At 58.1% G+C, this 25,369-nt stretch carries 23 protein-coding genes, 1 tRNA gene, 1 other RNA gene and 2 pseudogenes; 16 read left to right on the top strand and 11 right to left on the bottom strand.

Going from position 1 to position 25,369, the window contains the following annotated elements:
* Positions 1-69: 69 nt before the first annotated feature.
* The 10 genes from AC0V6W_RS14065 (at position 70) to AC0V6W_RS14020 (ending at position 10,115) form a co-directional block, all read left to right on the top strand.
* Positions 70-2,394 carry an EAL domain-containing protein gene (locus AC0V6W_RS14065; protein WP_486151003.1) on the top strand — a complete coding sequence of 775 codons (2,325 nt, stop codon included), beginning with the start codon at positions 70-72 and terminating at the stop codon, positions 2,392-2,394.
* A 312-nt stretch (positions 2,395-2,706) separates the two neighbouring features.
* Positions 2,707-2,895 carry a hypothetical protein gene (locus tag AC0V6W_RS14060; RefSeq protein WP_486151001.1) on the top strand — a complete coding sequence of 63 codons (189 nt, stop codon included), beginning with the start codon at positions 2,707-2,709 and terminating at the stop codon, positions 2,893-2,895.
* A gap of 176 nt (positions 2,896-3,071) precedes the next feature.
* A complete protein-coding gene (locus AC0V6W_RS14055; RefSeq protein ID WP_486150999.1) occupies positions 3,072-3,368 on the top strand; it encodes a hypothetical protein in 297 nt (98 codons plus the stop codon).
* Positions 3,358-4,527: a helicase RepA family protein gene (locus AC0V6W_RS14050; RefSeq protein WP_486150997.1), complete on the top strand. Its 1,170-nt coding sequence runs from the start codon at positions 3,358-3,360 to the stop codon at positions 4,525-4,527. The genes AC0V6W_RS14055 and AC0V6W_RS14050 overlap by 11 nt, the downstream gene beginning before the upstream one ends.
* A gap of 228 nt (positions 4,528-4,755) precedes the next feature.
* Positions 4,756-6,270, top strand: coding sequence for a terminase TerL endonuclease subunit (locus tag AC0V6W_RS14045; RefSeq protein ID WP_486150995.1), 1,515 nt, complete (start codon positions 4,756-4,758; stop codon positions 6,268-6,270).
* On the top strand, positions 6,261-6,602 hold the full coding sequence (locus AC0V6W_RS14040; protein WP_486150993.1) for an HNH endonuclease: 342 nt from the start codon (positions 6,261-6,263) through the stop codon (positions 6,600-6,602). The genes AC0V6W_RS14045 and AC0V6W_RS14040 overlap by 10 nt, the downstream gene beginning before the upstream one ends.
* Positions 6,603-7,856 carry a phage major capsid protein gene (locus tag AC0V6W_RS14035; RefSeq protein ID WP_486150991.1) on the top strand — a complete coding sequence of 418 codons (1,254 nt, stop codon included), beginning with the start codon at positions 6,603-6,605 and terminating at the stop codon, positions 7,854-7,856.
* Positions 7,856-8,482, top strand: a complete 627-nt coding sequence (locus AC0V6W_RS14030) for an HK97 family phage prohead protease (RefSeq protein ID WP_486151653.1) — start codon at positions 7,856-7,858, stop codon at positions 8,480-8,482. The genes AC0V6W_RS14035 and AC0V6W_RS14030 overlap by 1 nt, the downstream gene beginning before the upstream one ends.
* On the top strand, positions 8,479-9,045 hold the full coding sequence (locus tag AC0V6W_RS14025; protein ID WP_486150989.1) for a hypothetical protein: 567 nt from the start codon (positions 8,479-8,481) through the stop codon (positions 9,043-9,045). The genes AC0V6W_RS14030 and AC0V6W_RS14025 overlap by 4 nt, the downstream gene beginning before the upstream one ends.
* Entirely contained in the window at positions 9,045-10,115 is a 1,071-nt protein-coding gene (locus tag AC0V6W_RS14020) for a phage portal protein (RefSeq protein ID WP_486150987.1), read from the top strand. The genes AC0V6W_RS14025 and AC0V6W_RS14020 overlap by 1 nt, the downstream gene beginning before the upstream one ends.
* Before the next feature lie 151 nt (positions 10,116-10,266).
* On the opposite strand, the gene AC0V6W_RS14015 is transcribed toward AC0V6W_RS14020, so the two are convergent.
* On the bottom strand, positions 10,267-10,548 hold the full coding sequence (locus tag AC0V6W_RS14015; protein ID WP_486150985.1) for a hypothetical protein: 282 nt from the start codon (positions 10,546-10,548) through the stop codon (positions 10,267-10,269).
* Positions 10,549-10,778: 230 nt separating this feature from the next.
* On the opposite strand from AC0V6W_RS14015, the gene AC0V6W_RS14010 reads away from it, so the two are divergent.
* The 4 genes from AC0V6W_RS14010 to AC0V6W_RS13995 all read left to right on the top strand — a co-directional run bounded on the left by AC0V6W_RS14010 (position 10,779) and on the right by AC0V6W_RS13995 (position 12,992).
* Positions 10,779-11,180 carry a hypothetical protein gene (locus AC0V6W_RS14010; protein ID WP_486150983.1) on the top strand — a complete coding sequence of 134 codons (402 nt, stop codon included), beginning with the start codon at positions 10,779-10,781 and terminating at the stop codon, positions 11,178-11,180.
* A gap of 85 nt (positions 11,181-11,265) precedes the next feature.
* Entirely contained in the window at positions 11,266-11,775 is a 510-nt protein-coding gene (locus AC0V6W_RS14005) for a hypothetical protein (RefSeq protein ID WP_486150981.1), read from the top strand.
* Entirely contained in the window at positions 11,776-11,943 is a 168-nt protein-coding gene (locus AC0V6W_RS14000) for a hypothetical protein (protein WP_486150979.1), read from the top strand.
* The gene (locus tag AC0V6W_RS13995; protein ID WP_486150977.1) at positions 11,943-12,992 is read left to right on the top strand and encodes a tyrosine-type recombinase/integrase; all 1,050 of its coding nucleotides are present in this window, start codon (positions 11,943-11,945) and stop codon (positions 12,990-12,992) included. The genes AC0V6W_RS14000 and AC0V6W_RS13995 overlap by 1 nt, the downstream gene beginning before the upstream one ends.
* A 32-nt stretch (positions 12,993-13,024) precedes the next feature.
* On the opposite strand, the gene AC0V6W_RS13990 is transcribed toward AC0V6W_RS13995, so the two are convergent.
* Positions 13,025-13,110: transfer RNA gene (locus AC0V6W_RS13990), tRNA-Tyr, on the bottom strand.
* Positions 13,111-13,271: 161 nt separating this feature from the next.
* Between AC0V6W_RS13990 and rlmB the strand changes: the two genes are divergently transcribed.
* Together rlmB and AC0V6W_RS13980 are read left to right on the top strand one after the other, a co-directional pair.
* On the top strand, positions 13,272-14,069 hold the full coding sequence (gene rlmB / locus AC0V6W_RS13985) for a 23S rRNA (guanosine(2251)-2'-O)-methyltransferase RlmB (RefSeq protein ID WP_486150975.1): 798 nt from the start codon (positions 13,272-13,274) through the stop codon (positions 14,067-14,069).
* Between the two features lie 5 nt (positions 14,070-14,074).
* Positions 14,075-15,019: a hypothetical protein gene (locus tag AC0V6W_RS13980; protein WP_486150973.1), complete on the top strand. Its 945-nt coding sequence runs from the start codon at positions 14,075-14,077 to the stop codon at positions 15,017-15,019.
* 141 nt (positions 15,020-15,160) lie between these two features.
* Here the strand turns inward: AC0V6W_RS13980 and AC0V6W_RS13975 are convergent, their stop codons facing one another.
* The 9 genes and pseudogenes from AC0V6W_RS13975 to AC0V6W_RS13935 all read right to left on the bottom strand — a co-directional run bounded on the left by AC0V6W_RS13975 (position 15,161) and on the right by AC0V6W_RS13935 (position 25,368).
* A complete protein-coding gene (locus AC0V6W_RS13975; protein ID WP_486150971.1) occupies positions 15,161-15,433 on the bottom strand; it encodes an HU family DNA-binding protein in 273 nt (90 codons plus the stop codon).
* A gap of 272 nt (positions 15,434-15,705) precedes the next feature.
* Entirely contained in the window at positions 15,706-18,111 is a 2,406-nt protein-coding gene (lon, locus tag AC0V6W_RS13970; RefSeq protein WP_486150969.1) for an endopeptidase La, read from the bottom strand.
* A gap of 142 nt (positions 18,112-18,253) precedes the next feature.
* Positions 18,254-19,027, bottom strand: coding sequence for a hypothetical protein (locus tag AC0V6W_RS13965; RefSeq protein ID WP_486150967.1), 774 nt, complete (start codon positions 19,025-19,027; stop codon positions 18,254-18,256).
* A 10-nt stretch (positions 19,028-19,037) separates the two neighbouring features.
* Complete coding sequence (locus AC0V6W_RS13960) at positions 19,038-19,379, bottom strand: YbaB/EbfC family nucleoid-associated protein (protein WP_486150965.1); 342 nt, start codon at positions 19,377-19,379, stop codon at positions 19,038-19,040.
* 25 nt (positions 19,380-19,404) lie between these two features.
* A pseudogene (locus AC0V6W_RS13955) lies at positions 19,405-21,248 on the bottom strand (DNA polymerase III subunit gamma/tau).
* A gap of 78 nt (positions 21,249-21,326) precedes the next feature.
* Positions 21,327-21,421: signal recognition particle sRNA small type (gene ffs, locus AC0V6W_RS13950), an RNA gene on the bottom strand.
* 35 nt (positions 21,422-21,456) lie between these two features.
* Entirely contained in the window at positions 21,457-21,735 is a 279-nt protein-coding gene (locus AC0V6W_RS13945) for an NADH dehydrogenase ubiquinone Fe-S protein 4 (protein ID WP_486150963.1), read from the bottom strand.
* 120 nt (positions 21,736-21,855) lie between these two features.
* Positions 21,856-24,287: pseudogene (gene hrpB, locus AC0V6W_RS13940) on the bottom strand (ATP-dependent helicase HrpB).
* Between the two features lie 70 nt (positions 24,288-24,357).
* On the bottom strand, positions 24,358-25,368 hold the full coding sequence (locus AC0V6W_RS13935; RefSeq protein ID WP_486150961.1) for a polyprenyl synthetase family protein: 1,011 nt from the start codon (positions 25,366-25,368) through the stop codon (positions 24,358-24,360).
* Between the last annotated feature and the right edge of the window lies 1 nt (position 25,369).

The raw sequence follows: 25,369 nt of genomic DNA, 5'->3' as shown, positions 1-25,369 counted from the left end.
TCTCAATCATTTGGCGATACCCTCACTCACGCAAGCATAAGCTTGCTTTGTGAGGAAAGCCGAAGAACCGTGTTGCGCAAAAACCTTCCATCCTTCTCGCTCGAATTGCAGGCGTCGATTGCCGCGTTTGTAATCGCGTTGATCATCGCAATAGCCAGCTTCTCAACCGGGCTTTCTGACGTCATCGAAGCCGATATGCGTCATGGCCGCGACATCCTTCGCGCTGGGCCAACCGATAGCGATATCGTGATTGTCGAGGTCGATGGCCGCTCGCTTCAGGAAGTCGCCAAATGGCCATGGCCGCGCGAAAATTACGCGGTCGCAGTCGAGGAATTGGACCGGCTGGGCGCAAAACAGATCGCGTTCGACATCGAATTTTCCGCCCGCTCCACGCCCGAACAGGACGCCCGCTTTGCCCAGGCGCTGCGCGATGCGAATGTTTCGGTCATCCTGCCGACATTTCGCCAGATCAATCAGGCAACGCAGGACAAATCGGAATCAGAGGCCCTGCCTCTGTCTGACCTGCGCGAACACGTATTCCTCGCCTCTGTTAATGTTACGCCCGATGACGATGGTCAGATCACTCACTATGGGTATGGCACTGTCACTGGCAATGTGCCGCGCCCTTCGCTTGCCAGCATGATTTCGGGAACGCCGGGCGATATCTCGCAAGAATTCCGCGTCGATGCGGCGATCGATCCGGCTTCGTTTGATCGCATTTCATTCGTCGATCTGTTGAACGGCAAAGTCAGCGCGGATCGGATCGCAGACAAACGCATCATTATCGGTGCCACAGCGATTGAGCTGGGCGATCGTTACCCCACCAGCCTTTACGGGGTAAACCCCGGCGTGATCGTGCAAGCGCAAGCGGCCGAAACGCTAATTCAGGGCCGCGCACGCACTGATGTGAACCAAGCCATCGTCCTCGCGCTCGCTGCCTTGATTGTGCTGCTCACCGTGATCAAGCCCGCTTTGCGCCGTTATTCGCTGCTCATCATTTTCGCGAGCGCCGGGATCATTGGCACGCTGGCCCTGGCTGCGGATGCGGCGCACCTTGCCTATGTTCAGCTGGCAAGCGCCATGATCTTTGCCGCCACATTCGCCATCGCTCAGCGCCTTATCCAATTGCTGCAAATGCTGACCGCAGCGCGGCTCACGGACCTTTCATCAGGCCTGCAAAACCGCCGCGCGCTCGAAGCGGCACACCGCAGCAAATCTCACCTTTCAATCGGTGCGGTGCGGATTGCAGATTATGATCAATTGGAAGCGGTCACGACCGATAAAGACGCAGGCCAGCTCGATCAGGCCATCGCTCACCGTCTGCAATTGATCGCCATGGGCAAACAGGTGTTCCGGATCGAAAACGGCGTTTTTGGCTGGCTGATCCCGGCAGAGCGCGAAGATGATCTGGAGGATTATTTTTCCTCCGCCCATGCCTTGTTCAACGCGCCGATTGATTTGCTTGGCCAACAATTGCGCGCCAAGCCTTCATTTGGGGTGTCCAAGGATAGCGTTGCGCAATCTGTGCTCGCTTGCGAATTTGCGCGCCGCCGTTCGCTGCGCTGGTCATCATCGGCCAGCACCATGACCGAACAATCGCAGTTTGAACAAACGATCCTCACCCAGCTTGATGAAGCGCTGGATACAGGCGCGATCTTCGTGGTGTTCCAGCCAAAGCTCAAATTGCCCGCTCGCACCATCACAAGCGCAGAATGTCTGGTGCGCTGGAACAGCCCGACCCTGGGGGCTATTTCTCCGGGCGAATTCATTCCCCTGCTGGAAGAAAAGCAGTCGATTGACAGGCTCACTTTGTTCGTTCTGGATGAGGCCATCGGCAAAGCCCGCCATGCCGCCACTTTGGGCCATGAATTGAACCTTGCGATCAATATCTCCGCGCAATTGCTGTCCGACGCGAACTTTGTGGATCAGGTCTCAAAAAGGCTTGCGTCAATTGCCGATCTGCCGGGCACGCCGATCACTTTGGAAGTCACCGAAAGCGCGCCTCTGGATGATCCTCAGGTTGCCCAGCGCGCGCTTGCGAGCCTGCGTGAAGCCGGTGCGCGGGTTTCGGTGGATGATTATGGCACCGGCCATGCAACACTCAATTACCTCAAAGATTTCCCCGCCAACGAGATCAAGCTCGACCAGAGCTTTGTCCGCGACCTCATCACCAATCAGGCAAACCGCGTCATGGTCAGCTCAACCGTAGAGCTTGCCCATGCGCTGTCTTTCGAAGTGGTCGCCGAAGGGGTGGAGGATGGCGAAACGCTCGAAGCGCTCGCCGCAATTGGCTGCGATTATCTGCAAGGCTGGCATATCGGCAAGCCAGTGCCATGGGATATCTTCGAAACGCACCTGACAGGCGAAAGAGAACCACAGCGCCTGAGAGCGTAATCGCCAGTTAGGGAGAACCCGGAGGTGGGAGACCCAGTGGCGGGAGAACCCGGTGGCGGGAGACCCGATGGTGGACAGGGCTGGACCGCCCTTCCCCCGCTATTTCAATACGATACTTCTGGCTAACCCTGCAATTCGAGCAACGGCATCCTGCCGCGTCCCAGCCTATTTGGCGAACCTAATTGACCCTCCAAAGCGGACAAGAAAAACGCCCGAACTGGCGGCAACCGGTTCGAGCGCTCAATTTTCCATAGCGAAGGAAAGTGGGTGCAACCCTAGCGATGATGGGGGTGCAGCGCAATGATTAACGCAATGGCTGACCGCCAATCGGGCTGGTGCTACTCAATGAGCGGCACGCCCTGCGCTTATGTGATGCCGCTGCACGATCCGGCGCACGCATACATGATCCCTTGCGAAACATGGTGGCAGGCGATGCGCTTTGCCCTGCACTTCGCTGAAAACAATAGCTGCGAATTTGTGGGAGGGCCGTCCGATGAGTAACGTCATCCCCATAAAACCCGCGCGAGAAATCAATCTCTGGCATGATGCAGAAGGCTGGCACGTCCAAATGGGCGCGCTCCATAAAGTCTTTTGGAAGTCCCACTTAGCAAGCAGGTTCATTGACCTGCTGCTTCGCGAAAATGTTGCTTTCGTGACGGTGCACGGGGAGGTTCCCCATGACTGACCTCGCCTTCCACGTCCGCCAGTATGTTCCCGATTGCGCCGATGGTGATGAGATGGAGCGGCGCACGTCGCTTCTGACAGCACGCGATTATGCCGTGACGCTCATCACCAAAACCGAAGGGGTGATTGCAACGGACCATGCCATTGCGGCGCGTGAGGTCGCGGACGCTTTTGTGTTTGCCGATGTCCCGCTTGCTCGTCTCGACATTGCCCTAAGCTACTGCCGCCATTTGGTGCAGGCCGCTTTCATTGCTGACCACCTAGAACGGGAGGCTGGCAATGGAGTTTGACCCCGTAAGCGGCCTGCCCGATGGACTGAAAGAAGCGGCGGAAGATGTTGGATATGACGCGCATGATGCGTTTGGCCCGACTGCTGATTTTGACCGTAAGCCCAAGAAAAAAGCTGCTCCGACACGCGCCAAAGAGATCAGGCGGCGCATGGTCAATCTGGACTCAATCAATGCGGTCCTGACCTGCAATTACCTCATAAAGGGTTGGCTATCGTCAAACGGGCTTTCCATGCTGTTTGGGCCGTCCAATGCGGGCAAGACCTTTGTGGCGCTGGATATGGCCATGCACGTGGCCGCTGGACGCGATTGGCGCGGTTGCAAGGTATCGCCGGGGCCAGTGCTCTACATCGCAGCCGAGGGCGGTTCTGGTGTGCTCAATCGGCTTGCCGCTTTCAAGTTGGAATACCCAGATATGGCAAGCGCGCCGTTTACGCTTTTGCCAATCGGGATTGATTTGCACGCTGCCGGTGATGCCAAGATCATCGCTTCACTGCTGTCAGAAAAGTCACCCGCTCTCGTGGTCGTGGATACGCTCGCCCGCTCAATCGGTGAAGGCGATGAAAGCAGCGCCAAGGATATGGGCATGTTCATTCGCAATTGCGATGCAATCCGTGAGGCAACGGGCGCGCACGTTCTGGTCATCCATCACACCGGCAAAGAAGAAGAACGCGGCGCACGCGGTTCATCATCGGGCCGCGCGGCTGTCGATACTGAAATTCTGGTAACTGCCAAAGGCGAGATCAAAAGCAAAAAGCAGCGCGATATGGCTGCACCAGAAGACCTGCACTTTGCCTTGCGCACGGTGACTTTGGGCACCGATGAGGATGGCGACCCGGTGACCAGCGCAATTGTGACCGCTGCGGACAAGCCCGCCAAAGAGAAAAAGCCCCTCAAAGGCACCAGCCAAGTGGCCATGAACGCCCTGAATGAGGCGCTGAATGAGCATGGCCGCGAGAACATGGGCAACCTCTATCCGCTTGGTATCAAGGTGGTGGCTGTGGAGCATTGGCGCGCCGCCTGCGATGCGCATGGGTTGTCCAGTGGAGCAAGCGATAGCGCAAACCGTCAGGCGTTCATCCGGGCAAAAAAGAAGCTCATGGATTTGGATGAGGTCCGCGAATTTAACTCTCATGTTTGGAGGGTTCTCGATGAGGCTTAACCATACCGTGACAAGTGTGACAGTGCGTGACATGTGCGTGACGTGTCCGCACCATGCTTACCGTGACAAACGTGACACACCCCTTAAGGGTGTCACTATTGTCACGCTGGTCGAAACCAAGATTGAGAATAGCTCTGGTGGTTTTGATTTGGTCCCAATGCCCGGAAAATCGTTTGGGGCCGGAAGCGCGGTGCGGGATACACAAGCCACACACATCGGGGGTGCAGAATGAAGCGCGCAACCCTTGTGAAGCGGTTCTGCAAGAGCCTCTCGGTCCCCACCGGCAGGTTGGCGGGCAATCCAATCAAGCTGGCACCCTATCAAAACCGTTTCATTGATGGCGCGTTTGCCGATGGTGTGAACGTGGGCGTGCTGTCGGTCGGTCGCGGCAATGGCAAGTCGGCAATCTCCGCCATGCTTTGCGTTGGCGAACTCTTAGGAGCATGGTCCGATGCGGCTGAGCGGGAAGTTATCATTGCAGCGCGGACACAAGAGCAAGCCAAGATTGCTTGGCGCTATGCCGCGTCGTTTATCGAGACACTGCCAGAAGAAACGCGGGCGAATATCACGATCCGGCGGCAACCCCGTTTTGAAATTCAGTTTGATGACGAGAATGGCCCGCACCTGATTAAGGCAATCAGCGCGGACGGCAAAAGCGCGCTTGGCTCTAGCCCTACACTGGCGGTTCTGGATGAGCGCGGACACTGGCCACAATCCCAAGGCGATGAACTGGAAGCGGCTTTGCTTACCGGCTTGTCCAAGCGGGATGGCAAGGCGCTGATAATCTCGACATCGGCACCAAACGATATGCACCCGTTTAGTCTTTGGCTGGATCGCGATGCACCGGGTGTTTATCGGCAAGAGCATCGCCCCACGCCTAACCTGCCCGTGGATGATTTGGAAAGCCTGCTGATTGCCAATCCGGGCAGCAAGCATGGCATTGGCCCCAGCGTTTCGCGGCTCAAAGAGGATGCAGCGCTGTCACTGGCGCGCGGCGGTTCTGCGCTGTCACGGTTCCGGCTCTATTCGCGCAATGAGCGGGTCACAGAAGACAACCGCGATGCGCTGATTGATTTGAACGAATGGCTCGATTGCGAGTGTGATGAATTGCCGCCCAGGCAGGGCCAAGTCGTTATAGGTCTGGACCTTGGCGAAACCGCCAGCATGAGCGCAGTGTCCTATCTGTGGCCTGAGACGGGCAGGCTTGAATCGTGGGCCGCGTTCGGCACGGTTCCTACGCTTGAGGCCCGTGGGCAGGTCGATGCCGTTGGTGACCTATACAGCCAAATGCACAAGCGCGGCGAACTAGCGCTTATGGGGCAAAAGACAGTCCCGCCGGCACAATGGCTGCGGCGGGTTCTGGCGCACGTTGAAGGCGAAGTGATTGCGGCGATTGTCGCTGACCGCTTCAAGCAATCCCAGATTGGCGATGCGCTCACAGAATTGGGCAATCGATCGCCCGTCATTTGGCGCGGCATGGGCTTCAAGGATGGGTCCGAGGATGTTGAACGGTTCCGGCGCTATGTCTTTGACGGCAAGCTGCACGCCCCGGTCAGTCACTTGTTGCGCCATGCAATTGGCGAAGCGGCGGTGTTCATTGATCCGGCGGGCAATTCCAAAATCGTGAAGGGTCGCAGCATGGGGCGCATTGATGCCGCTTGCTCAACCGTTCTGGCAGTCGCGGAAGCCTCTCGCATCATGGGCAGACCTCAACACCAAGGGGGACGCATCGCATGGTCATGAGCGCGAAACGGAAAGAATATCAGCGGCATTCGCAGCGGGTTACACGCGGCCCGCGCTGGCGTGCTTTGCGCTTGCAGGCGCTCGAACGCGATGGCTGGCAGTGTATCGAGTGCGGCGAACTTCGCGGACTTGAGTGTGACCATGTTGAACCGGTCCGCACGCACCCGCACCTCGCCTACGTTTTATCGAATTTACAGATCCTTTGCGGGCGCTGTCATGCTCGCAAGACCCGTTTGGAAGTGGGGCACAAGCCTCTCCTCCCAAAGCGCCAGCAATGGCGAAATTTGCTGCGAAAGATGCAGCACTCCTCCCCAGAAGAACAGGATATCTAAATGTTAAAATCAATGGAAATTACGCGCCGCCAGTCGGCAATCCGCGAGGAACTGTCCCCGCTTGTGGCCAAGGATGCCCCTAGCGAGGATGAACTGCGCTCAATCACCGAACTCGATAATGAATACCGTGCGAACGAAACCCGTTTCCGCGCTGCAATCATTGCCGAGGATGAGGAACGCCGGGTAGCCGGTGCGGAACTGGAAACCCGTTCCGATAAGGAATGGGCAGATATGGCCAGCAAGTTTGAAGTGCGCCAAGTCGCGTTAGCTCTTGATGAGGGCAAAAAGCTTGATGGTGCAACGGCTGAAATGGTCGAGGAACTGCGCAGCAAAGGCGGGTTTCAGGGTGTGCCGGTTCCGCTAGAGGCTTTGGAAGTCCGCGCTGGCGAAACGATTGCCGATGGTGTGCCAGACCCTATCCGCACCATGCCCACGATTGAGCGGCTGTTTGCCCAATCAAGCGCAGCTCGCATGGGTTGTCGCATGATTAACGTGGGCGTTGGCGAGGTGGAATATCCCGTTGCGACCGGCGGTGCGCAACCGGGTTGGGCAGGTTCGGAAACCGGCGATGTTCCCGGCCCGCAAGCCTACACCACGATTGATAAGCCGATGGCACCTGACCAGACCCTTGGTGTTCAAATGAAAATCACCCGTAAAGCGCTCAAGCAAACAGGCACCGGGCTTGAACAGGCGGTGCGGCGCGATATGAGCGCGGCAATCCAGCAAGAGGCAGACCGGGTTATTTTCCTCGGTTCTGGCAGCGGCGGCGAGCCTTTGGGTGTATTCCCCGGCGCGTCCACCTACGGCATTACCGAAACGGCGGTGGATGCTGCGGCAAGCTATGCCGCGTTCCGTTCTGCGGCGGTGCGGTTCATGACTGCCAACGCGGCCAACAGCCTTGGTTCAATCAATCTGGCGCTGCGGCCGGAAGTGTTCGACACCATGGATGCGGATTTGATTGAGGGCACCGCGGTTTCCGAATGGGACCGTTTGAACGCCAAAATCGGCAATGTGCTGCTGACCACCAACGGGATTGAGGCACCTTCGGGTTCACCGGCGGCAAGCAATGCTCTGCTGACAACCGCAACCAACGGTGTGGCACCAATCTTTTGCGGCATGTGGGGCGCGGTCGATTTGATCCGTGACCCTTACAGCGATGCCAAGTCTGGCCAGCTCCGCTTGACGGCACTGACCACAATGGACGTGACGGTTGCGCGCGGTGTGCAGCTTGAGATCCTGACAGGGATCGAGTGATGCTTACCGGCTTTGCAGACGGCGGTCTGGAAATACGCAGGCAATCCGATGGATCGGCCCGTTTGCAGGGCCGGTTTCCCTACAACAGCCGTGCGGTTCTCTCTGATGGGGGCCGCACTGGCAGGCCGAAAAAAGAGCAATTCGCACCGCTCGCGTTTCGTCATTCAATCGAGACGAACCAAGAGGTGCATTTGCTGGTCGGTCACTCGTTTGACCGGCCTTTGGCAAGTCGCGGTGCAGGTTCATTGAAGCTGACCGATACGCCAGAAGCGCTTCTGTTTGAGGCTGCGATTGCAGCGCAGATGATGGACGTGGGCTTTGTGCGCGATGCCCTTGCAGCGTTATCGGCGGGGCTGATTGTCGGTATCTCACCCGGCTTTCGCATCCCCCCGCAACAGACCGTGCCTGATGCTGAGGAAGTGACTGAGGAAGACCCCAGCGAAGGGCGGGCGCTGATCCGCACAATTCGCGAGGCAATCCTGTTTGAACTTAGCTTGGTGACGCGGCCCGCTTACCCGGAAACGGAAGTGGAGGCGCGCAATTGGCAGGTGTCAGAAGAAAAGGAGGGCACCCACCTTTCTGCTTCCGGCCTGCACCGCACCCTTAACCGATGGAGGCCCGCATGAAGGCCGAGACTATTTCACAAGATGAAGCACTCCCTGCCGAATATCCTGACATAGGAGCTAGCCTATGCGGCTTTCCCGTGGAAGCGGATATCTGGCAGCGTATCGAGGCTTACACGGCCTATCGCTTCACCCCGCGCAGTGTCACTTGGTTGGTCGAGGGCAAAGGCCATTGGAGCTTTCCGCTTGTCCCGGCGGTGCTGACGAGTGCCGAGGTCTGGAACGGCGAAGCATGGCAGGCTGCAACGCTCACAGAAGGCCCGTATGGCTATTGTCTGACGGATATGGGGCCGTATCGCATAATTGCCGAAGTTGGCGCTGGTGACGTGCCTGACACGGTGCAGAAGGCCGCTCACAGGATGACCGATTATCTGGTTTACGAAACCACCCCTCATCCAATTGAAGGGATGCGCGGGCCGGAACTGGCAGCGACATCGCTCCGCCGGGTTGGCCTTGGCGAACATGCAGAAGAGTTTGAGATACAGCGCAATGCAACATGGCTTGCCCGTGCGCTGCAATACAGCGGCGCAGCGGACCTGCTTCGCCCATATCGGAGGGCAGGATAATGTGGCCATTCAAAAAGAAAACGGGCGGCGACGACCGTTTTGAAACCCGCTCAAGCGGTGCAGGATATACCGCGCAGATAATGCAGGCCCGTGCGGCCTATATCGCTGGCACTGATGGCTTGGCAGAACTGACCGGGACCGTGCAAAGCGCAGTGAGCCTATGGGAGGGCGGTTTAAGCCTTTCCGATGTCACTGGCACCGATATGCTCACCCCGTTCAATCTGGGGCTTGCAGCGCGTTCACTGGCGCTTCGCGGTGAAGCGGTGTTTGCAATCCGCGAAGCTGGTCTGGTCCCGTGCAGCGATTGGGATTTGACGACGCGCTTTGCGACACCAACGGCCTATCGGGTTGGGATTGCGGATACAGGCGGCGGGCGGTCTGAAACATTGCTTGCAAGCGAGGTGCTGCACTTTCGCGTCGGTTCCGAGGTAAGCGCGCCTTACACGGGTGTTGCTCCGCTTCGAAGGGCGCGGCTCACGGGCGGGCTGCTGGAAACAATCGAGACTGCGCTGTCAGAAGTTTACCGCGATGCACCGCTCGGCAGCGCTGTTATCCCAATGCCGGAACAGCCTGACACCGATATGTCTGATCTAGCGCGCGGGTTTCGCGGGATGCGTGGCCGGGTGCTGGTGCGCGAAAGCGTGAATGTGACTGCGGCGGGCGGTCCTGCACCGCAAACCGATTTGAAGCCTCACGATGTCACGCCTGATTTGTCCAAGGCGATGACGAAAGAGACGATGGCAGTGGCAAAGGCGAGCATTGAAACGGTATTCGGCATTTTGCCGGGTCTAAGCAATCCTGCGACCACCGGACCGATGGTGCGGGAAGCGCAGCGGCATTTGGCGCAATGGACGCTTCAACCGATTGCCGGGATGATTGCCCAGGAAGCGAGCGAAAAGCTTGGCGGTCTGGTCAGTCTGGACGTGATGCGCCCGCTTCAAGCCTTTGACACGGCGGGACGAGCACGGGCGTTTAGTGCCATTGTGCAGACCTTGGCGCTGGCCAAGGAAAGCGGCGTGGATACCGACAAGGCAATGGCACTGGTCGATTGGAGCGAGACGCGAGATTAGGCTGGTCACCTAGGGCGATGATTGTGTTTGAGGCCCGCCCGAAAGACCCCGTTAGTCGGTGAGTGGGAAAACCCCGACAAGGCACGGTCCCAGCTCCTTTCAGGGACGCGGTGCGGGGCCAGCATATCGGAAACGATAGGGCTGGTCCGCTTTACTTTGGAACCGGCGCTCCGTCGCAAATCGTGTCCCAAAGCCATTCGCGATCACCATCATAAATGCTGAACTTGCCGTCAAGGAAAGTGAATTTTTTGTAGCCGGTATATGCGCCAAGCCTGTTTTTAGCGTTCACCAATCCACAAACCACTTCACCACTTTTTTGCGTGAACGTCCATCGCGCGGAAGGCGCATCAAACAGCACGTATTCAGCGGCGGACTTTACCTGATTTTGTTCAGCGGCGCTGACCGATGCAAGCAATAGTAAAGCTGAGAGCATTGACCGGGACTCCTCAAAAGACCATAACAGCAAACAGGACGACCCAGCGCGCCAACGCTGAGCCGCCCCTAACCACATCAACCTAGTTGGAGGTTTCAGTGACTAAAGACACCCATAGGGCGGAATCCGCCTGCAACAATCCCCTTAAATCTGCACTGTCCACCGGAGTCATAGCGACTGACCGGGGCGTTCTTGTGCCAATCGAACGATGGCGCAAGCTGACCCAGATAATGCTTGAGACTGCGCACGAAGCGGCGATGGCAGCCGAATACATGATTGAACGCTGCGATGATATGGACGGCGATGCTGATCTTGAAGGCCAGTGCAATGAGGATGAAATCTCACGCGCGCCTGATTTTGGCACTCTCTACATGCCTACCGGCCCGGGCTGCGAGATTGCCGATAAGGGCGAGAACGCATGGGTTGAATGGGATAAGATGCGCGGTTCACAGAAGCGCGGCGCAAACATCACTCAAGACCATGAGGATAGCGAAGATGATGACCCGGCGGGGCAATATGACGAAGATTGCTACACCGCCAAACCAATCCGCGAAAACAGCCCCGGTTGCGCATTAAGCGACCCCGGCGGCTGCGAGCATGATGGGCGCGAGCCTATTGCCTACCTAGACTAAGTGATCCCCGGCTTTGGCGGGCCGGGGGGCTTGACTGTGAGCTTTGCTACGTTATTACCTAGCCAAGCTCACAGAAAGGCGAAGTATGACTATCTACACTCCCAAAGATGTTGAAACGCTCACTGGCGTTGCGTCCGCGTCAATCCGAGAACAACGAATGCGTCTTGAGGAATATCCCTTCGGAGTTAAATCTGAAAGCGGTCGCTGGTCATATTCACCTGCCGACATCCTTGGGGTTTTCTGTTTCCATAAAATCCACGCGCGGACGAACAATCAGGCTGATACAGTCGGCATGGCCAATTGGGTTGCTCCCGAAGTCGCAAAACATCTTGGTTTAACTCACCCGTCACATTGGAGGCTACGCCTGCGCGAGGTGGCACGCGATTCCTTCCCAGATACGGAAGGTGTGCAGGATTTGGGCCGTAAGTATCGTTTTGCCATTTTCGATGTTGGCAATCCCACTATCACCAATCGGCCAGAACTACTCGCTGATGCCATCACGCCTTACTCTTTTGTTGTTCACCTTGAAAACTTGGCTGATGAGATACCGGCAAAGCTGGTCGCTCGGCTTCACGCGGATGAAATGCCAGACTAAATGACTGCACCCGCCGCCTTCAAGCAAGCTGATGTCACCCGCGCACTTCGCGGCGCGGCTGCGGCTGGCATGAAGCCGAGCGGGTTTCGCATTCATTCGCAAAGCGGCGATATCGAGATAATCTTTGGCACAGTGTCCAAGTTGGATGAGCCGGAGGAACTGGAATAATGCCGCGCAAATGGCTTCCTGATAACGTCACGTCTTACAAGGATCGGCACGGCAAGACCCGGTATCGGTTTCGCAAGACCGGATTGCCCGTGTATCACTTTCGCAATCCACCGGGCACAGAGGGCTTTCGCGAGGAATTGCACAAGGCTCGCAGTGCCCTTCCCCCTGAGAAACTGCCACGCCATGCGCCTTACACCTATGATGCGCTAATCACGTCATTCTATGAAACCCCTAAATGGGTTGGGATGGCCGCGAGCAGTCAGAAGACATATCGCGGGATTATTGAGGGTTTCCGCGCCAAGAATGGCACCAAGGACGTTCGCCGCGTCACTACGGGTTCAATCGACAAGCTGCTGGCCAAGCGCGTTGCTGAAACCGAAACTGGGGCTGCTGCTGCAAATCTGCGCAAGGTTCTTAATCGCCTACATCGCCACGCCGTAAAGCTTGGCTGGCGGGTTGATAACCCGGTCACTGCCAGCGACCCGGTGGTTACATCGGGCACCGGCTTCCATACGTGGACAGAAGCCGAAATTGCATCCTTTGAGACGCGATGGCCGCTTGGCACCCGTCAACGCCTTGCGATGGCTCTATTGCTCTACACGGCGCTCAGGCGGTCCGATATGATCCGCTTGGGCAGGCAACACCGTCGAGATGATCGCTTTGTCCTGTATCACGGCAAAAACGATAGCGAGACGAATATTCCTATCCTTGAGCCGCTGGCAGAAGCCATTGCGGCAATGCCCGATGAGCATTTGACTTATCTCGTTACCGAGCGGGGCCACCCCTACTCGACCGGCAATTCATTTTTCAATTGGTTTAAGCGCGCTTGTGTGGCCGCTGACATCCCGCACTGCGGACCGCACGGTCTGCGCAAAGCGATGTCGCGGCGATTGGCAGAATCGGGCGCGACCACATTGCAAGGCCGCGCAGTCACGGGACACAAGACTGATCGCGAATTTGCTCACTATGCCGAAAAGGCAAACAAGGCCGATATGGCCACCGTAGCGATGGCGAACCTTTCCAAGACGTTCGCCAAAAAAGGAGAATAAAGTGCCTATTACCAATGCTTTAGCAGAGGTAGTGGTGGACAGGGCTGGATTCGAACCAGCGTACGCTTGCGCGGGCAGATTTACAGTCTGCTGCCTTTAACCACTCGGCCACCTGTCCACACAGGGCTTGCTCAAAATGCGGCCTTGCGGCCACCAAATGCATGCGCGACCCGATAAAGGTCTTGCTGCCGAGGGGATGCGCTTTGGCGAAGCGAGCCTTGCCTGTCAATGGGCCTGCTGGCAGGGGGCAGAAACATAACACTCCAATGAAAGACGCAAATGGCCAAAGGTGACAAAAAGAAAGCGCTGCGCGGGCGTGCAGGCCGGATGAAAGGCGGGCGCGGTTCGGGCAAGGGAACCGCCGGATATGTGCGCCTGTGGGGCCGGCATCCTGTCGAAGCAGCGCTCAAAAACCCCGCCCGCCAACACCGCAAATTGTGGGCAACGCGCGATGGCATCGAAAGCCTGGATGGCGAATTGCCGCAGGATTTTCCCGTGGAATACGCCGATGTCACCGATCTGGCGCGGCTGGTTGCCAAAGACGCCCCGCATCAAGGTTTGGTGCTGGAATGCGAACCGCTTGATGGCGTCTTCCTTGATGAGCTTGCCACTGGCGATCCCGCGCGCCCGGTCGTATTGCTCGATCAGGTGACAGACCCGCACAATGTCGGTGCAATCCTGCGGTCCGCTGCTGCTTTCAATGCGGCTTGTATCGTCACCCAGGATCGCCACGCACCGCCTGAAAGCGGCGTTCTGGCCAAATCGGCTTCGGGCGCATTGGAGACGGTGCCATGGGTGCGAGTCGTCAATCTGGCGCGCGCGATGGATGATCTGGCGCAGGCGGGATATTGGCGCATCGGCCTTGCAGGCGAAGCGGAGGCGGCGCTGGAGGAAGCGTTACCCGCCGGCCCCGTTGCGCTGGTTATGGGCGCAGAGGGGCCCGGCATGCGCCACAATATCGCCCAGCACTGTGATGCTCTGGCAAAACTGCCGATATCCTCAGCAGTGGAAAGCCTGAATGTATCCAACGCGGCCGCGATTGCGCTATACGCTGTATCAACACGATCAAAGGGGTAGTGATTATGACGATGTTTGCTTCCATGCGGGCGAAATCCGCTGCGGTTTTGGCGGGGTGCTCGCTAATGCTGACAGGCTGCCTGATCCAGCCGGGCACATTCACGTCTGAGCTGACGCTGATGGAGGATGATGCGTTCACTTTCACTTATGAAGGCGAAGTGCATTTTATCGGCCTTGCGAAGCTGGCTGAGGAGAGCAAGCGGTCTTCGATGGGGGAATTTCAGGCCTATTGTTACGGCGACGCTCCAGCCGAAGCTGTTGAAGGGGCTAGCGACGCAGCAGAGGCGGCTGCCAAGGCGGCAGAAGCGATGATTGAAGAGGCCGAAGACTATGCCGGAGACCGCGAATGCACGCCCGAAGAAGTCGCCGAACAGCGCGCTCAGTGGGAAGAGGGCCAGCAGCGCCGCGCCGAAAACAAAAAGCGCGAAGCGGAGCAGATGTCAGAAATCTTCGGCGGGATCGACCTGTCCGCTCCCGGAGCCGAAGCGGAACTGGCAGCCCTGATGGTGCGGCAAAAAGGGTTCGACCGGGTCGAGGCCAAAGGCGATGGCATGTTCGATGTGAGCTATGCAATCAGCGGCACTTTGAGCCATGATTACATGTTCCCCGTGATCGAAGGATTTCCGACCAACAGCCCCTTCGTCCAAGTTCTAGTGCGTGATGGGGGTGCGGTGCGCGTGAATGCCCCCGGTTTTGCAGGGCAAGGCGCGGCCAATCCTTTATTGCCGATGATGATGGGCGGATCACCCTTTGGCGGCGGGGGCAGCTCTTCAGAAGAGCTTGACCTGCCCGAGATAAACGGCACGTTTTCGATTGTTACAACCGGAGATATCCGGGCGAACAACACAGACGAAGGCCCCGTGACAGAGGCGAGCGGCCAGCGGCTCACATGGCAGATCAATTCGCGCACCGGGGCAGCGCCCACCGCGCTGATCGCTTTGCCCCGCTGAGGATAAGCACGCAGCTGGGGCGCACCTAAACCGGGCAAACAAAAACCCCGCCGGTCTTGCGATCGGCGGGGTTTTTTGTGTGATTGGCTGGGTTTCAATGTGCGCTGATAAAAGCGTCCTCACCCATGTCCATCAGAGCAATCAGTTGACCGCGTCTTTCAAGCCTTTGCCCGCTTTGAATTTGGGCTGGTTTGATGCCGGAATATTCATCGGCTCGCCGGTGCGCGGGTTGCGGCCTGTGGACGCTTTACGCTTGGCGACAGAGAACGTGCCAAACCCGACAAGGCGCACTTCATCACCATTCGACAAAGCCTTGGTCACAGCGTCGAACACACCTTCAACAGCGCTTGCGGCATCATTCTTTGAAAGGCCAGTGGTCTCGGCAACCGCACCGATCAGATCGTTCTTATTCATCCTGGGAACCCCCTTGTATTACCAAAAGTCTTTGAATCAATTTCGTATTCGAGGAATCGTCTTCTCGAAAGAATCCAGATTGAGACTGTTTTCCAGGACTCTGTCAAAGACAAATACAGCGCAAAGCCGGGCTTTTTTCAGTTTTTTTCATCATTTGCGGTAAAGCGAGCGCGATTGCGCTGCCTGAACATGCTTTTGACGCAGCATTTCAGTTGCAAATCAGAACGCAAAGCGCCTTTCATTACTGCTCTCAAACGCCATTGGCGGCGCGGTCAATGCGCGGTTGGAACGTCCGATCCTGCGGTACTCCCCGCGGTAGAGGCGCCGGGCTGCGATGCCAGATCATCGGCCTCGCTCCATTCAATCGGAGTGGGCATTTCCACCAAGGCTTGTTCAAGCACCTGATCGACATGGCTCACTGGAATGATTTCAAGGCCCTCTTTCACATTGTCCGGAATTTCGGCGAGGTCTTTGACATTCTCTTCGGGTATGAGCACCGTTTTGATCCCCCCGCGAAGCGCTGCGAGCAGTTTCTCTTTCAGCCCACCAATCGGCAGCACGCGGCCGCGCAGAGTAACCTCGCCGGTCATCGCCACATCGGGGCGCACTGCGATCCCGCCAAGCGTTGAAACGATGGAAGTGACCATGCCGATCCCCGCGCTTGGCCCGTCTTTGGGCACTGCACCTTCGGGCAAGTGGATGTGGACATTGCGGCGCTGGAACAGGCTGGGCTTTATCCCATAAGTGGGCGCGCGCGATTTGACGAAGCTGAACGCGGCAGCGACGCTTTCATTCATTACTTCGCCGAGTTTACCTGTCGTCTTGATCTCGCCCTTGCCCGGTGTCGTCACGCTTTCAATGGTCAGCAATTCGCCGCCCACACTGGTCCAGGCAAGGCCCGTGACAGTGCCGATCTGCGCTTCGTCTTCGGACATGCCGTGTTTAAATTTGCGCACCCCTGCAAATTCGCCAAGGTTCTCTGGCGTGATCGTCACACTGGTGACATCACCTTCAAGGATTTTGCGCAAGCTTTTGCGCGCCAGCCGGGCAATCTCGCGCTCCAATGTGCGCACACCAGCCTCACGCGTGTAATAGCGGATAAGATCGCGCAGGCCCTCTTCGGTCAGCTCAAATTCTTCCGCCTTCAGGCCATGATCGCTAACCTGTTTGGCCAGCAAATGCCGCGTGGCAATTTCGACTTTCTCATCCTCGGTATAGCCTTCGAGGCGGATGATCTCCATCCGATCGAGCAGCGGCTGCGGCAGATCGAGGCTGTTAGCGGTCGTCACAAACATGATGTCCGACAGGTTGAGATCGAGTTCGAGATAGTGATCCTGAAACTTGTCGTTTTGCTCAGGGTCCAGCACTTCGAGCAAAGCCGAAGCCGGATCGCCGCGGAAATCCTGACCAAGCTTGTCAATCTCATCGAGCAGAAACAGCGGATTGCTGGTGCCCGCTTTCTTCAGATTGTTGACGATTTTGCCGGGCATTGAGCCAATATAGGTCCGCCGGTGCCCGCGTATCTCCGCCTCATCGCGAACGCCGCCCAAAGATTGTCGCACAAATTCGCGGCCCGTCGCCTTCGCGATGCTTTTGCCGAGCGATGTTTTACCGACACCGGGAGGGCCAACCAGACACAGGATCGGGCCTTTGAGCTTGTTGGTCCGCGCCTGAACGGCGAGATATTCGATGATCCGGTCCTTGACCTTCTCAAGCCCGTAATGATCGGCATCGAGTATTTCCTGCGCTTGCCCGATATCCTTTTTCAGCCGCGATTTCTTGCCCCAAGGCAGCCCCAGCAGCACATCGAGGTAATTGCGCACCACCGTCGCCTCAGCGCTCATGGGCTGCATGCCTTTGAGCTTTTTCAGCTCGGCATTGGCTTTGGTCTTGGCCTCTTTGGAAAGCTTGGTTTTCTCGATTTTCTCGGCCAGCTCGGTCAGCTCATTGCCTTCTTCACCATCGCCGCCGCCCAGTTCCGACTGGATCGCTTTCATTTGCTCGTTGAGGTAATATTCGCGCTGGGTCTTTTCCATCTGGCGCTTTACCCGCCCGCGAATTTTGCGCTCCACCTGAAGAACCGACAATTCGCCCTCCATAAACGCCATCACCAGTTCAAGGCGTTTGAGCGGGCTGCTCTCGGTCAGCAGCGATTGTTTGTCAGAAACTTTCGCGCTGAGTGCAGCCGCAATCGTATCAGCCAATTCGCCCGCATCATCGACATCGGACAGGTCAATGTCGTTTTCTTCGCCCATTTTCTTGTTGAGCTTGGCATATTCGCCAAATTGCTGCGTCACTTGCCGCATCAAAGCGGTGACCTCGCTGCCCGCGACCGTTTCCGGCTCAATCAATTCCATTTCGGCTGTGATATAGCCATCATCGGGCACCAGCGCTTCCAGCCGCGCGCGCACGCCTCCTTCGACCAGAACGCGCACCGTGCCATCGGGCAGTTTGAGCAATTGCAGAACCTGCGCAACGACGCCTGTATCATACAGATCATCCTGACCCGGATCATCACAGGCCGGATCCAGCTGAGCGAGCAGGAAGATATCCTTTGACGCTTCCATCGCCGCTTCCAAAGCCGCAACCGATTTATCGCGCCCCACAAACAGTGGCACAACCATGCCGGGAAAAACGACAATGTCGCGAAGGGGCAAAAGAGGAAAGGCTTGTGTCATGTGTAAATTATCCCGGTGCGCAGCTTTGCTGCGTTGTTACCAAAGATATGGGTAATGGGCCGGGACTGCGCAATAGCCGACAAGGGGCAGACGGGGGTTAGCCTGTGTAAACTGCCAGATAGCGTGCCTCTACGGCGCTAAACTACCGCGCCCACCCATCCAGATCGAGCGCGGCAAGGTCTTTCGCAAGATCGCCATGACGCTTGGCCAGATAGCGCGCTGCCTTGCGATGCGGGCCTCGCAGATAAGATTTAAGCGCAGGGCTTGCCTCTCCATCACAATCGAAACGCTGCTCAAACATAGCAAGGGCCGTCGCAAGCGCGTTTTCTGACAGATATCCCGATGTATCAGACCGCCAGCCCTGCATTGCTCCATCGCTGAACTGGCTGAAATTGCGCGCGCTGTTGGCCAGAAATACGCCAAAGCCAAGATACACCGCCGTGCAATCGGTGGCGTGCTCTTCCAGCGCTTCCCCGCCCGGCGGCATGCCGATAGAATGGACGACCAGATGGGCAAGCTCGTGCGCAAATGTTGCCACCAGCGCATCAGGGTTTTTCGCCAGCGCCGGATCATAGCGGATAACGGGTGTGTTTCCCTCGACACTGAAAGTGCCAAGCGCCGAGCTTTGCGAAAAGGGCCCAGTATCAAGGCCCGTCATCGGTATTTCAGGCCTGCTTTCGCCTTTTTCTAGGCGGCAGTGCCAATGGGAAAGGCCCGCCAGATGTTTGACCGCTTCAAACAGCTGGCTGGCGGTGGAAGCTGCCATGATCTGATCGTTAGAGGGCAACACCAATTGCGGGACAAAACCATCGCTTTGATCCTGCTTGCCCAAAGTCCGATCCAGCCATGCAAAGCAAGCCAGCAACCATTCAAATTCGTCAGCCGCTATCGGAAGCGACGGCCCAAACAGACCCATCGCGCAAACTTCACCCCATACCCGGCAGGTTAAAACCCGGCGGCAAACCCATGCTGCCTTGCATCTCTTTCATCTGCTCTGCCGATACCCGGTCCGCTTTGTCGCGGGCATCGTTGAAAGCGGCGGTGACGAGATCTTCGACGATGTTCTTCTCTTCCAGCTTCATCAGACTGTCATCAATGCTGACGCCCAGAATGCGGCCCTTGGCACTGGCGCGCACTTTCACCAGGCCGCCGCCTGCCGCGCCTTCAACCTCGATCGCGTCGAGTTTGACCTGCATATCGTTCATCTGGTTCTGGATGGTTTCCGCCGCCTGCTGTGCGGCCTGCATCATTTCTTCCATGCTTTTCATGGGGTTTATTCCTTCTTTTAAGAATTCAGCGCCGGTTCGCATTGCGCGCGAAAGCGGCGGTGTTGTCGTTCTGGATCAATTCGGCATCGGGAAAAGTTTCCAACGCAGCTTTGACCAAGGGATGCGCGCGGGTGCGTTCATCGGCCGCCTTGGCATTGGCATCGGCCTGCTCGCGCAAAGATGGCTCGACCTCGCCTTCACCGCGTTCAACCTGCCAGCGCTTGCCCGTCACCTTGAACAGAGCATCGCGGATATCGGGGATGGGATCATCGGTGAACTGGTCGGCCTGTTCAAAAATCAACCGCTCAGGAGAAAGCTCAATCACTCGCACACGGTCGCGCATCATCTGGGCAACGCGCAATTGGCCCGCGGCATCGATTTCCTCCACCAGATTGGCCCAATTGAGCGCGCCAGAGGCAACCGGCGCAGCAGGCGCGTCGTCTGGCGTGGCCCCGGCGACAGGAGCGGGCGGATTGCTCGCCAATTCCTCAATCCGTTTGGCCAATTTACCCGGATCAGGCATTTCAGCCGCGTGCAGCACGCGCAACAGCGCCATTTGAAGCGCCACCAATGGATCAGGCGCAAGGCGCACCTCGTCATGGCCTTTCAGCAGCAATTGCCACAGTCGGTGCAATTGAGGAGCCGACAGGCGCGCGGCAAATTCCGCCAGCGCGGTGCGCTCCTCTTCCGAAGGCGCATCAGGCTCCCCGCCCGAAACCTGCGCCACAGTGATCCGGTGCACCAGATCCATCAGCGCTCGCATCAAAGCGAGCGGTTCAACGCCCAGCGCATATTGTTCATCAATCCCGGCAAGCAGTCCGGGCGCATCCGCTTCGAGCACCGAACCCAGCAAAGCACGCTGAGCGCCCTTATCGGCCAGACCCAGCATATCGCGCACCCGCGCTGCGGTAACTTCGCCGCCCGCTTCAAGATCGGCATGAGCAATCGCCTGATCGAGGATCGAGAGGCCATCGCGCACGGACCCTTCGGCCGCAGCCGCGATAATCGCCAGCGCCTCGTCCTCTGCGGCCACCCCCTCTTGCTCGCACACATGGCCGAAATGTTTGGCCAGCATATCCGCCGGGATACGCCGCAGATCGAACCGCTGTGTCCGGCTGAGCACGGTGACCGGCAGTTTCTCCACCTCGGTGGTGGCAAACAGAAACTTCACATGCGCGGGCGGTTCCTCAAGTGTCTTGAGCAAGGCATTGAAAGCATTGCGCGACAGCATGTGAACTTCGTCAATGATATAGATTTTGTAACGCGCCGAAACCGCCGCATAGCGGACCTGTTCGATAATCTCGCGAACATCGTCGACGCCGGTATGGCTGGCCGCATCCATCTCGATCACATCGATATGGCGGCCCTCTGCGATCGCTTGGCAATATTCGCACACGCCGCACGGATCGATAGTTGGCCCGCCAGTGCCATCTGGCCCGACGCAATTGAGCGCCTTTGCAATCAGCCGCGCGGTGGAGGTTTTGCCAACCCCCTCACCCCCGTCATCAAGAACGCATGCGCCAACCGATCCCGCTCGATTCCATTGGCAAGCGTGCGCACCATCGGTTCTTGCCCGATCAGCTGCGAAAATGTTTGCGGGCGGTATTTGCGCGCGAGCACACGGTAAGGCTGATCCGATGTGTCTGCCGCAACCGGCGGAGCATCCGGTGAAGATGCACGCTCAGATTGGGCTCGCTCAGATGCGGCTGGCTCAGATGCGGCCGGCGTCAGAACCTTGGTTTGCGGTGGTTCGTCGCCGCCCAAATCCCCGCCGCCAAACATCGTATCCTGGCCCGCTGCCTCCAATTCAGCAGCGCTGGGCGTAGTTTCCTCTTCGGTATCGGGAAGGTCAGGATCGGAATCAGTCATCGCATACCAAGCTAGGCGCTTGCGGCCCGTTTGTCATGGCGATGTTTGATGAAAAAGCAGCGGCGCTGAAGCCGCAATAACAAAGGAGCCGAGCGACCCGCCGCAATTCACCTGGGCTGCTTCCTTCCGGACCTGACCCGGTGAGCGAACGCAAACGTCCACCCGACTCCCGAACGTGCATATGGCGAAAGCGGGTTAAAAATTCAACTCACTTAAAATTGTCAGCATAGGCCTGAATTTTGAGCGCTTTGGGCGGCGTTGAATGCACTCGCGCGGTGATGCCGTATTTTGCGGCATAGGCTTTCGCAGCGTCCTTATCGGGAAATGTCAGTTTGACCTGAGATTGCGTGTCGCCGCTGCCGGTCCAGCCCATCAGAGGATCGGGCTTGCGCGCTTCGGATTGCTCAAATTCGAGCACCCAATTGTCCGTTTTGGCTTTGCCCGATTGCATCGCGCTTTTGGGGGTTTGATAGATGATTGCGGTCATTTTTTCTCTTGATCCTCGCTCATGCGATCAACGATCGCATCGCTGCGGGCGGCCAGTCGGCCTTGCGGTCGCTGCGCGCCCGTTCCTGCGGCTGTTCTTCGCAGCGCAATACTCAATGTTCTAGCCGCGTTCAAATCTGTTTTTGGTCTTAAGGCTGGGTTTTTCGGTCCACGGCTGCTCAGGCCAGCGGTGTTTGGGATAGCGGCCTTTCATATCGCGCACCACATCGGCCCAGCTCCCGCGCCAGAAACCGGGCAGATCGCGCGTGGACTGGATCGGGCGGCCAGCGGGGCTGGTCATTTTCAGCAGCAATGGCGCGGTGCCAATCATCGGGTGGCTATCAAGGCCAAACATCGCCTGCACCCGCACCTCAGCACAGGGCGCATCATCACCGCCGTAATCGATGGCGTGGCGCGTATTGGCAGGCGAGGTGAAATGCGTGGGCGCGTCTTTTTCCAACCGCTGGCGCATGTTCCAATCGAGCATGCCAAGAGCCGCCTCGGCAAAATCGCTTGGCGGCAGGTTCAGATCGCGCCTGCCGCTGAGCAAAGGCTCGAGCCACAGGCTCGCATTTTCGCGCAAAGCGGCGGGCGACAACGCGTCAATCTGCGCAAATTGAGCCCGCGCAAGGAAGCCTGGCGGAAACAATTCTCCCCCATCTGTGCCGGAGTTATCCAGCGGATTGTCCCCGGACTTACCCCCTATTCTATCCAGAGCCTTATCCACGAGGATATCCACACCCCCCTGCCCCTCAGGCACAGGGACAGCGGCGCGGTTGATGACTATCGCGCCCCACCGCTTTTCACGCGCGGCCTCGATCCGGCTTTTGCCTGCGTTCCAGCTTATCTTGGTGGTGTCTTCGAGCGACGCGGCAAAAATCGCTTCCAAGTCGCTGTATTCCAGCGCAATCCCGCTGGTGATCCGCGCGCCTTTTGCAAGGCCCTGCGCATCGCCAATTACGATCCATTCCGCCTGCGCTAGCGGCGATGCAGGGTCCAGCCGGAAACCGCGCCCGCCTGCGCTCAGCCAATGTTCCGCCCCGTGGTCGCGCCGTTTCGCCACAAAATCCCGCCGCGCCAGCGCAAGGCATTGCACCGCGTCATAGTGCGCGCCCGATAGCTGCACGTCGCCCACCAAACTCTCCGCCTTGCGCGCCCACCCTTGCGCAATGCGCCGGGCGCTTTGCGCGCGATTGGACCGCTCCGTCTGCCAACGCGCGCGGCGCTGCGCCAAATCCTCCCCCCGCCCGCCAAGGCCGCGTTCCTGCATCAGCATCACCAGCATCGCGGTATCTTCTGCGCAGCCATTTTGCGCGCCATACAGCACCGCTGCCGCCTGATCGGGTGCCATGGGCATTGCGGCGATACTTTCGCCCCAAGGCGTAATTCGCCCGTCAGATGCCAGCGCCCCCAAAGGCTCGAGCAGCGCCTGCGCCGCAGCAATTGAGGCACCGGGCGGCGGATCAAGCCAGGCGAGGTTAGCCGGATCACTCTCCCCCATTTGGCTAGCGTCAAAAGCAGGCCTGCAAGATCGGCGGTTTCAATCTCAGGCGGCGCAAATTCCGGGCGGCCCAGATGCCCGCCTTCTTCCCACAAGCGATAGGCAATGCCCGGCCCCTGCCGCGCGGCGCGCCCTGCCCTTTGCGTGGCGGCGGCCTGGCTAGCGCGTTTCGTCACGAGATGGGTGGTGCCCGCGGCCCGGTCAAATTCGGCCATCCGCGCAAGGCCGCTATCGACCACGATGGAAACTCCGTCCAAAGTCAGCGAAGTTTCAGCAATCGCGCTGGCGAGCACAATCCGGCGCCGGCCCTCGGCATCGCGGCGGATCGCGGCGCGTTGGCCTGCCGGATCAATCTGTCCGTGCAGCGGCAGGACAGGTGTACCTGGCAGGCGCGTCTCCAGCCGTTCGCGCACGCGCTCAATTTCGCGCACGCCGGGCAGAAAGGCGAGGATATCGCCGGCATCCTGTTCGCGCCAAGCGGTCATCACGCCATTGGCAACCTGATCCTCCACCGCCAAAGCGGGATCGCTCCCCAGCCACCGGATTTCGAGCGGATATGCGCGGCCTTCGCTTTTCAGCACCGCCGCATCATCGCCCAGCAGCCTGGCAAAACGGGTGCCATCAATCGTTGCCGACATCACCAGCACACGCAGATCATCGCGCAAAACCCCGCGCGTTTCCAAAGCAAGCGCCAGCCCCAGATCGCTATCCAGATGCCGTTCATGCGCTTCATCAAACAGGATGGCGGAAACGCCGGGCAATTCCGGATCATCCACCAGCCGGTTCACCAAAATCGCCTCTGTCACCACAAAAATGCGGGTTTTGGCCGATGTTTTGCTGTCGAGCCGGGTCATATAGCCGACCGTCTCACCCGGTTTTTCGTCCAGCATTTCTGCCATGCGTTCCGCCGCTGCGCGCGCGGCAACCCGGCGCGGCGATGTGAGGATGATCTGGCCGCTGCACCATTCGTCGCGGATGAGTTCGGGAGCTATCGCAGTGGTCTTGCCTGCCCCCGGCGGCGCGATCAAAACCGCCGCGCCGCGCAAAGCCATCGCCTCGCGGATTTCTGGCAAGACTGCATGTATGGGAAGATCGGGTCTCACAGCCCGATGACTAGCGCGATCAATACCCCCGCGCGACTGCAAATTGCGCCGCTTCGCCCATGGCCGCGCGCGCTTTGCTGTCGGGGAAGATCGAGATCGCATCAATCGCGCGCTGGGCAAAATGCCGCGCCTTTTCGCGCGTATCTTCGACCGCGTTGTGCTTTTCTATAAGATCAATCGCATGCGCCAGATCATCATCGGATGATCGGTGGCCAAGGATCGCCTGTTTCCAGAACTTGCGCTCATCTTCGCTGCCGCGTGCATGGGCGAGGATGACCGGCAGCGTCATTTTGCCTTCACGAAAATCATCGCCCTGATCCTTGCCCATTTCAGCCGCATCTGAGGAGTAATCAATCGCATCATCAACCAATTGGAACGCAACCCCCAGATTGCGTCCATAATCTTCGAGCGCGCGTTCCTGCTCTTCGCTGCATTCGGCCACCACCGCGCTGATCTGGCTGGCAGCGGCAAACAAAGCGGCGGTTTTTGCGCCGATAATGTGGAGATAGCGCTCTTCGCTCGTTTCAATCTGGCGCTGTGCAGTCAATTGCGACACTTCGCCTTCTGCAATCACGGCGCTGGCATGGCTGAGTATTTTGAGCACTTTGAGGCTGCCATCCTCGGTCATCAGTTCAAATGCGCGGCTGAACAGGAAATCGCCCACCAGCACAGTTGCCGGATTGCCAAAGATGATGTTTGCCGCCGCTTTGCCCCGGCGCAGTTCGCTGCCATCAACCACATCATCATGCAGCAAAGTTGCGGTGTGGATGAATTCAACCGCTGCGGCCAGCTTGTGATGGCGTGTGCCCTGATACCCGACCAGTTCAGCACCGGCCAATGTCAGCATAGGACGAAGCCGTTTGCCTCCGCCCGAAATCAAATGCCCTGCAAGGCGCGGAATAAGAGGGATTTCGCTCTGCATCCGGTCCAGAATAACCGAGTTTACACTGTTCATGCCCGTCGCTGTAAGAGACAGCATGGGTTCAAGCGTGGGGTTTTTGCGCGGCAAAGGAACGATATCTGCAGTCATC

This window comes from Erythrobacter sp. JB1-7 (genome assembly GCF_057365015.1).
This window is presented reverse-complemented; position numbering and strand designations above follow the sequence as displayed.

What these genes read in the sequence shown, in the direction of transcription:
- rlmB (WP_486150975.1), top strand. Translation starts at nt 13,272, where the DNA reads ATGGCCAAAGGTGACAAAAAGAAAGCGCTGCGCGGGCGTGCAGGCCGG.
- AC0V6W_RS13935 (WP_486150961.1), bottom strand. Translation starts at nt 25,368, where the DNA reads ATGACTGCAGATATCGTTCCTTTGCCGCGCAAAAACCCCACGCTTGAA.
- AC0V6W_RS14005 (WP_486150981.1), top strand. Translation starts at nt 11,266, where the DNA reads ATGACTATCTACACTCCCAAAGATGTTGAAACGCTCACTGGCGTTGCG.
- AC0V6W_RS13975 (WP_486150971.1), bottom strand. Translation starts at nt 15,433, where the DNA reads ATGAATAAGAACGATCTGATCGGTGCGGTTGCCGAGACCACTGGCCTT.
- AC0V6W_RS13995 (WP_486150977.1), top strand. Translation starts at nt 11,943, where the DNA reads ATGCCGCGCAAATGGCTTCCTGATAACGTCACGTCTTACAAGGATCGG.
- AC0V6W_RS14020 (WP_486150987.1), top strand. Translation starts at nt 9,045, where the DNA reads ATGTGGCCATTCAAAAAGAAAACGGGCGGCGACGACCGTTTTGAAACC.
- AC0V6W_RS14035 (WP_486150991.1), top strand. Translation starts at nt 6,603, where the DNA reads ATGTTAAAATCAATGGAAATTACGCGCCGCCAGTCGGCAATCCGCGAG.
- AC0V6W_RS14030 (WP_486151653.1), top strand. Translation starts at nt 7,856, where the DNA reads ATGCTTACCGGCTTTGCAGACGGCGGTCTGGAAATACGCAGGCAATCC.
- AC0V6W_RS13980 (WP_486150973.1), top strand. Translation starts at nt 14,075, where the DNA reads ATGACGATGTTTGCTTCCATGCGGGCGAAATCCGCTGCGGTTTTGGCG.
- AC0V6W_RS14055 (WP_486150999.1), top strand. Translation starts at nt 3,072, where the DNA reads ATGACTGACCTCGCCTTCCACGTCCGCCAGTATGTTCCCGATTGCGCC.
- lon (WP_486150969.1), bottom strand. Translation starts at nt 18,111, where the DNA reads ATGACACAAGCCTTTCCTCTTTTGCCCCTTCGCGACATTGTCGTTTTT.
- AC0V6W_RS14060 (WP_486151001.1), top strand. Translation starts at nt 2,707, where the DNA reads ATGGCTGACCGCCAATCGGGCTGGTGCTACTCAATGAGCGGCACGCCC.
- AC0V6W_RS14025 (WP_486150989.1), top strand. Translation starts at nt 8,479, where the DNA reads ATGAAGGCCGAGACTATTTCACAAGATGAAGCACTCCCTGCCGAATAT.
- AC0V6W_RS14050 (WP_486150997.1), top strand. Translation starts at nt 3,358, where the DNA reads ATGGAGTTTGACCCCGTAAGCGGCCTGCCCGATGGACTGAAAGAAGCG.
- AC0V6W_RS14040 (WP_486150993.1), top strand. Translation starts at nt 6,261, where the DNA reads ATGGTCATGAGCGCGAAACGGAAAGAATATCAGCGGCATTCGCAGCGG.
- AC0V6W_RS13945 (WP_486150963.1), bottom strand. Translation starts at nt 21,735, where the DNA reads ATGACCGCAATCATCTATCAAACCCCCAAAAGCGCGATGCAATCGGGC.
- AC0V6W_RS14015 (WP_486150985.1), bottom strand. Translation starts at nt 10,548, where the DNA reads ATGCTCTCAGCTTTACTATTGCTTGCATCGGTCAGCGCCGCTGAACAA.
- AC0V6W_RS13965 (WP_486150967.1), bottom strand. Translation starts at nt 19,027, where the DNA reads ATGGGTCTGTTTGGGCCGTCGCTTCCGATAGCGGCTGACGAATTTGAA.
- AC0V6W_RS14010 (WP_486150983.1), top strand. Translation starts at nt 10,779, where the DNA reads ATGCTTGAGACTGCGCACGAAGCGGCGATGGCAGCCGAATACATGATT.
- AC0V6W_RS14045 (WP_486150995.1), top strand. Translation starts at nt 4,756, where the DNA reads ATGAAGCGCGCAACCCTTGTGAAGCGGTTCTGCAAGAGCCTCTCGGTC.
- AC0V6W_RS14000 (WP_486150979.1), top strand. Translation starts at nt 11,776, where the DNA reads ATGACTGCACCCGCCGCCTTCAAGCAAGCTGATGTCACCCGCGCACTT.
- AC0V6W_RS13960 (WP_486150965.1), bottom strand. Translation starts at nt 19,379, where the DNA reads ATGAAAAGCATGGAAGAAATGATGCAGGCCGCACAGCAGGCGGCGGAA.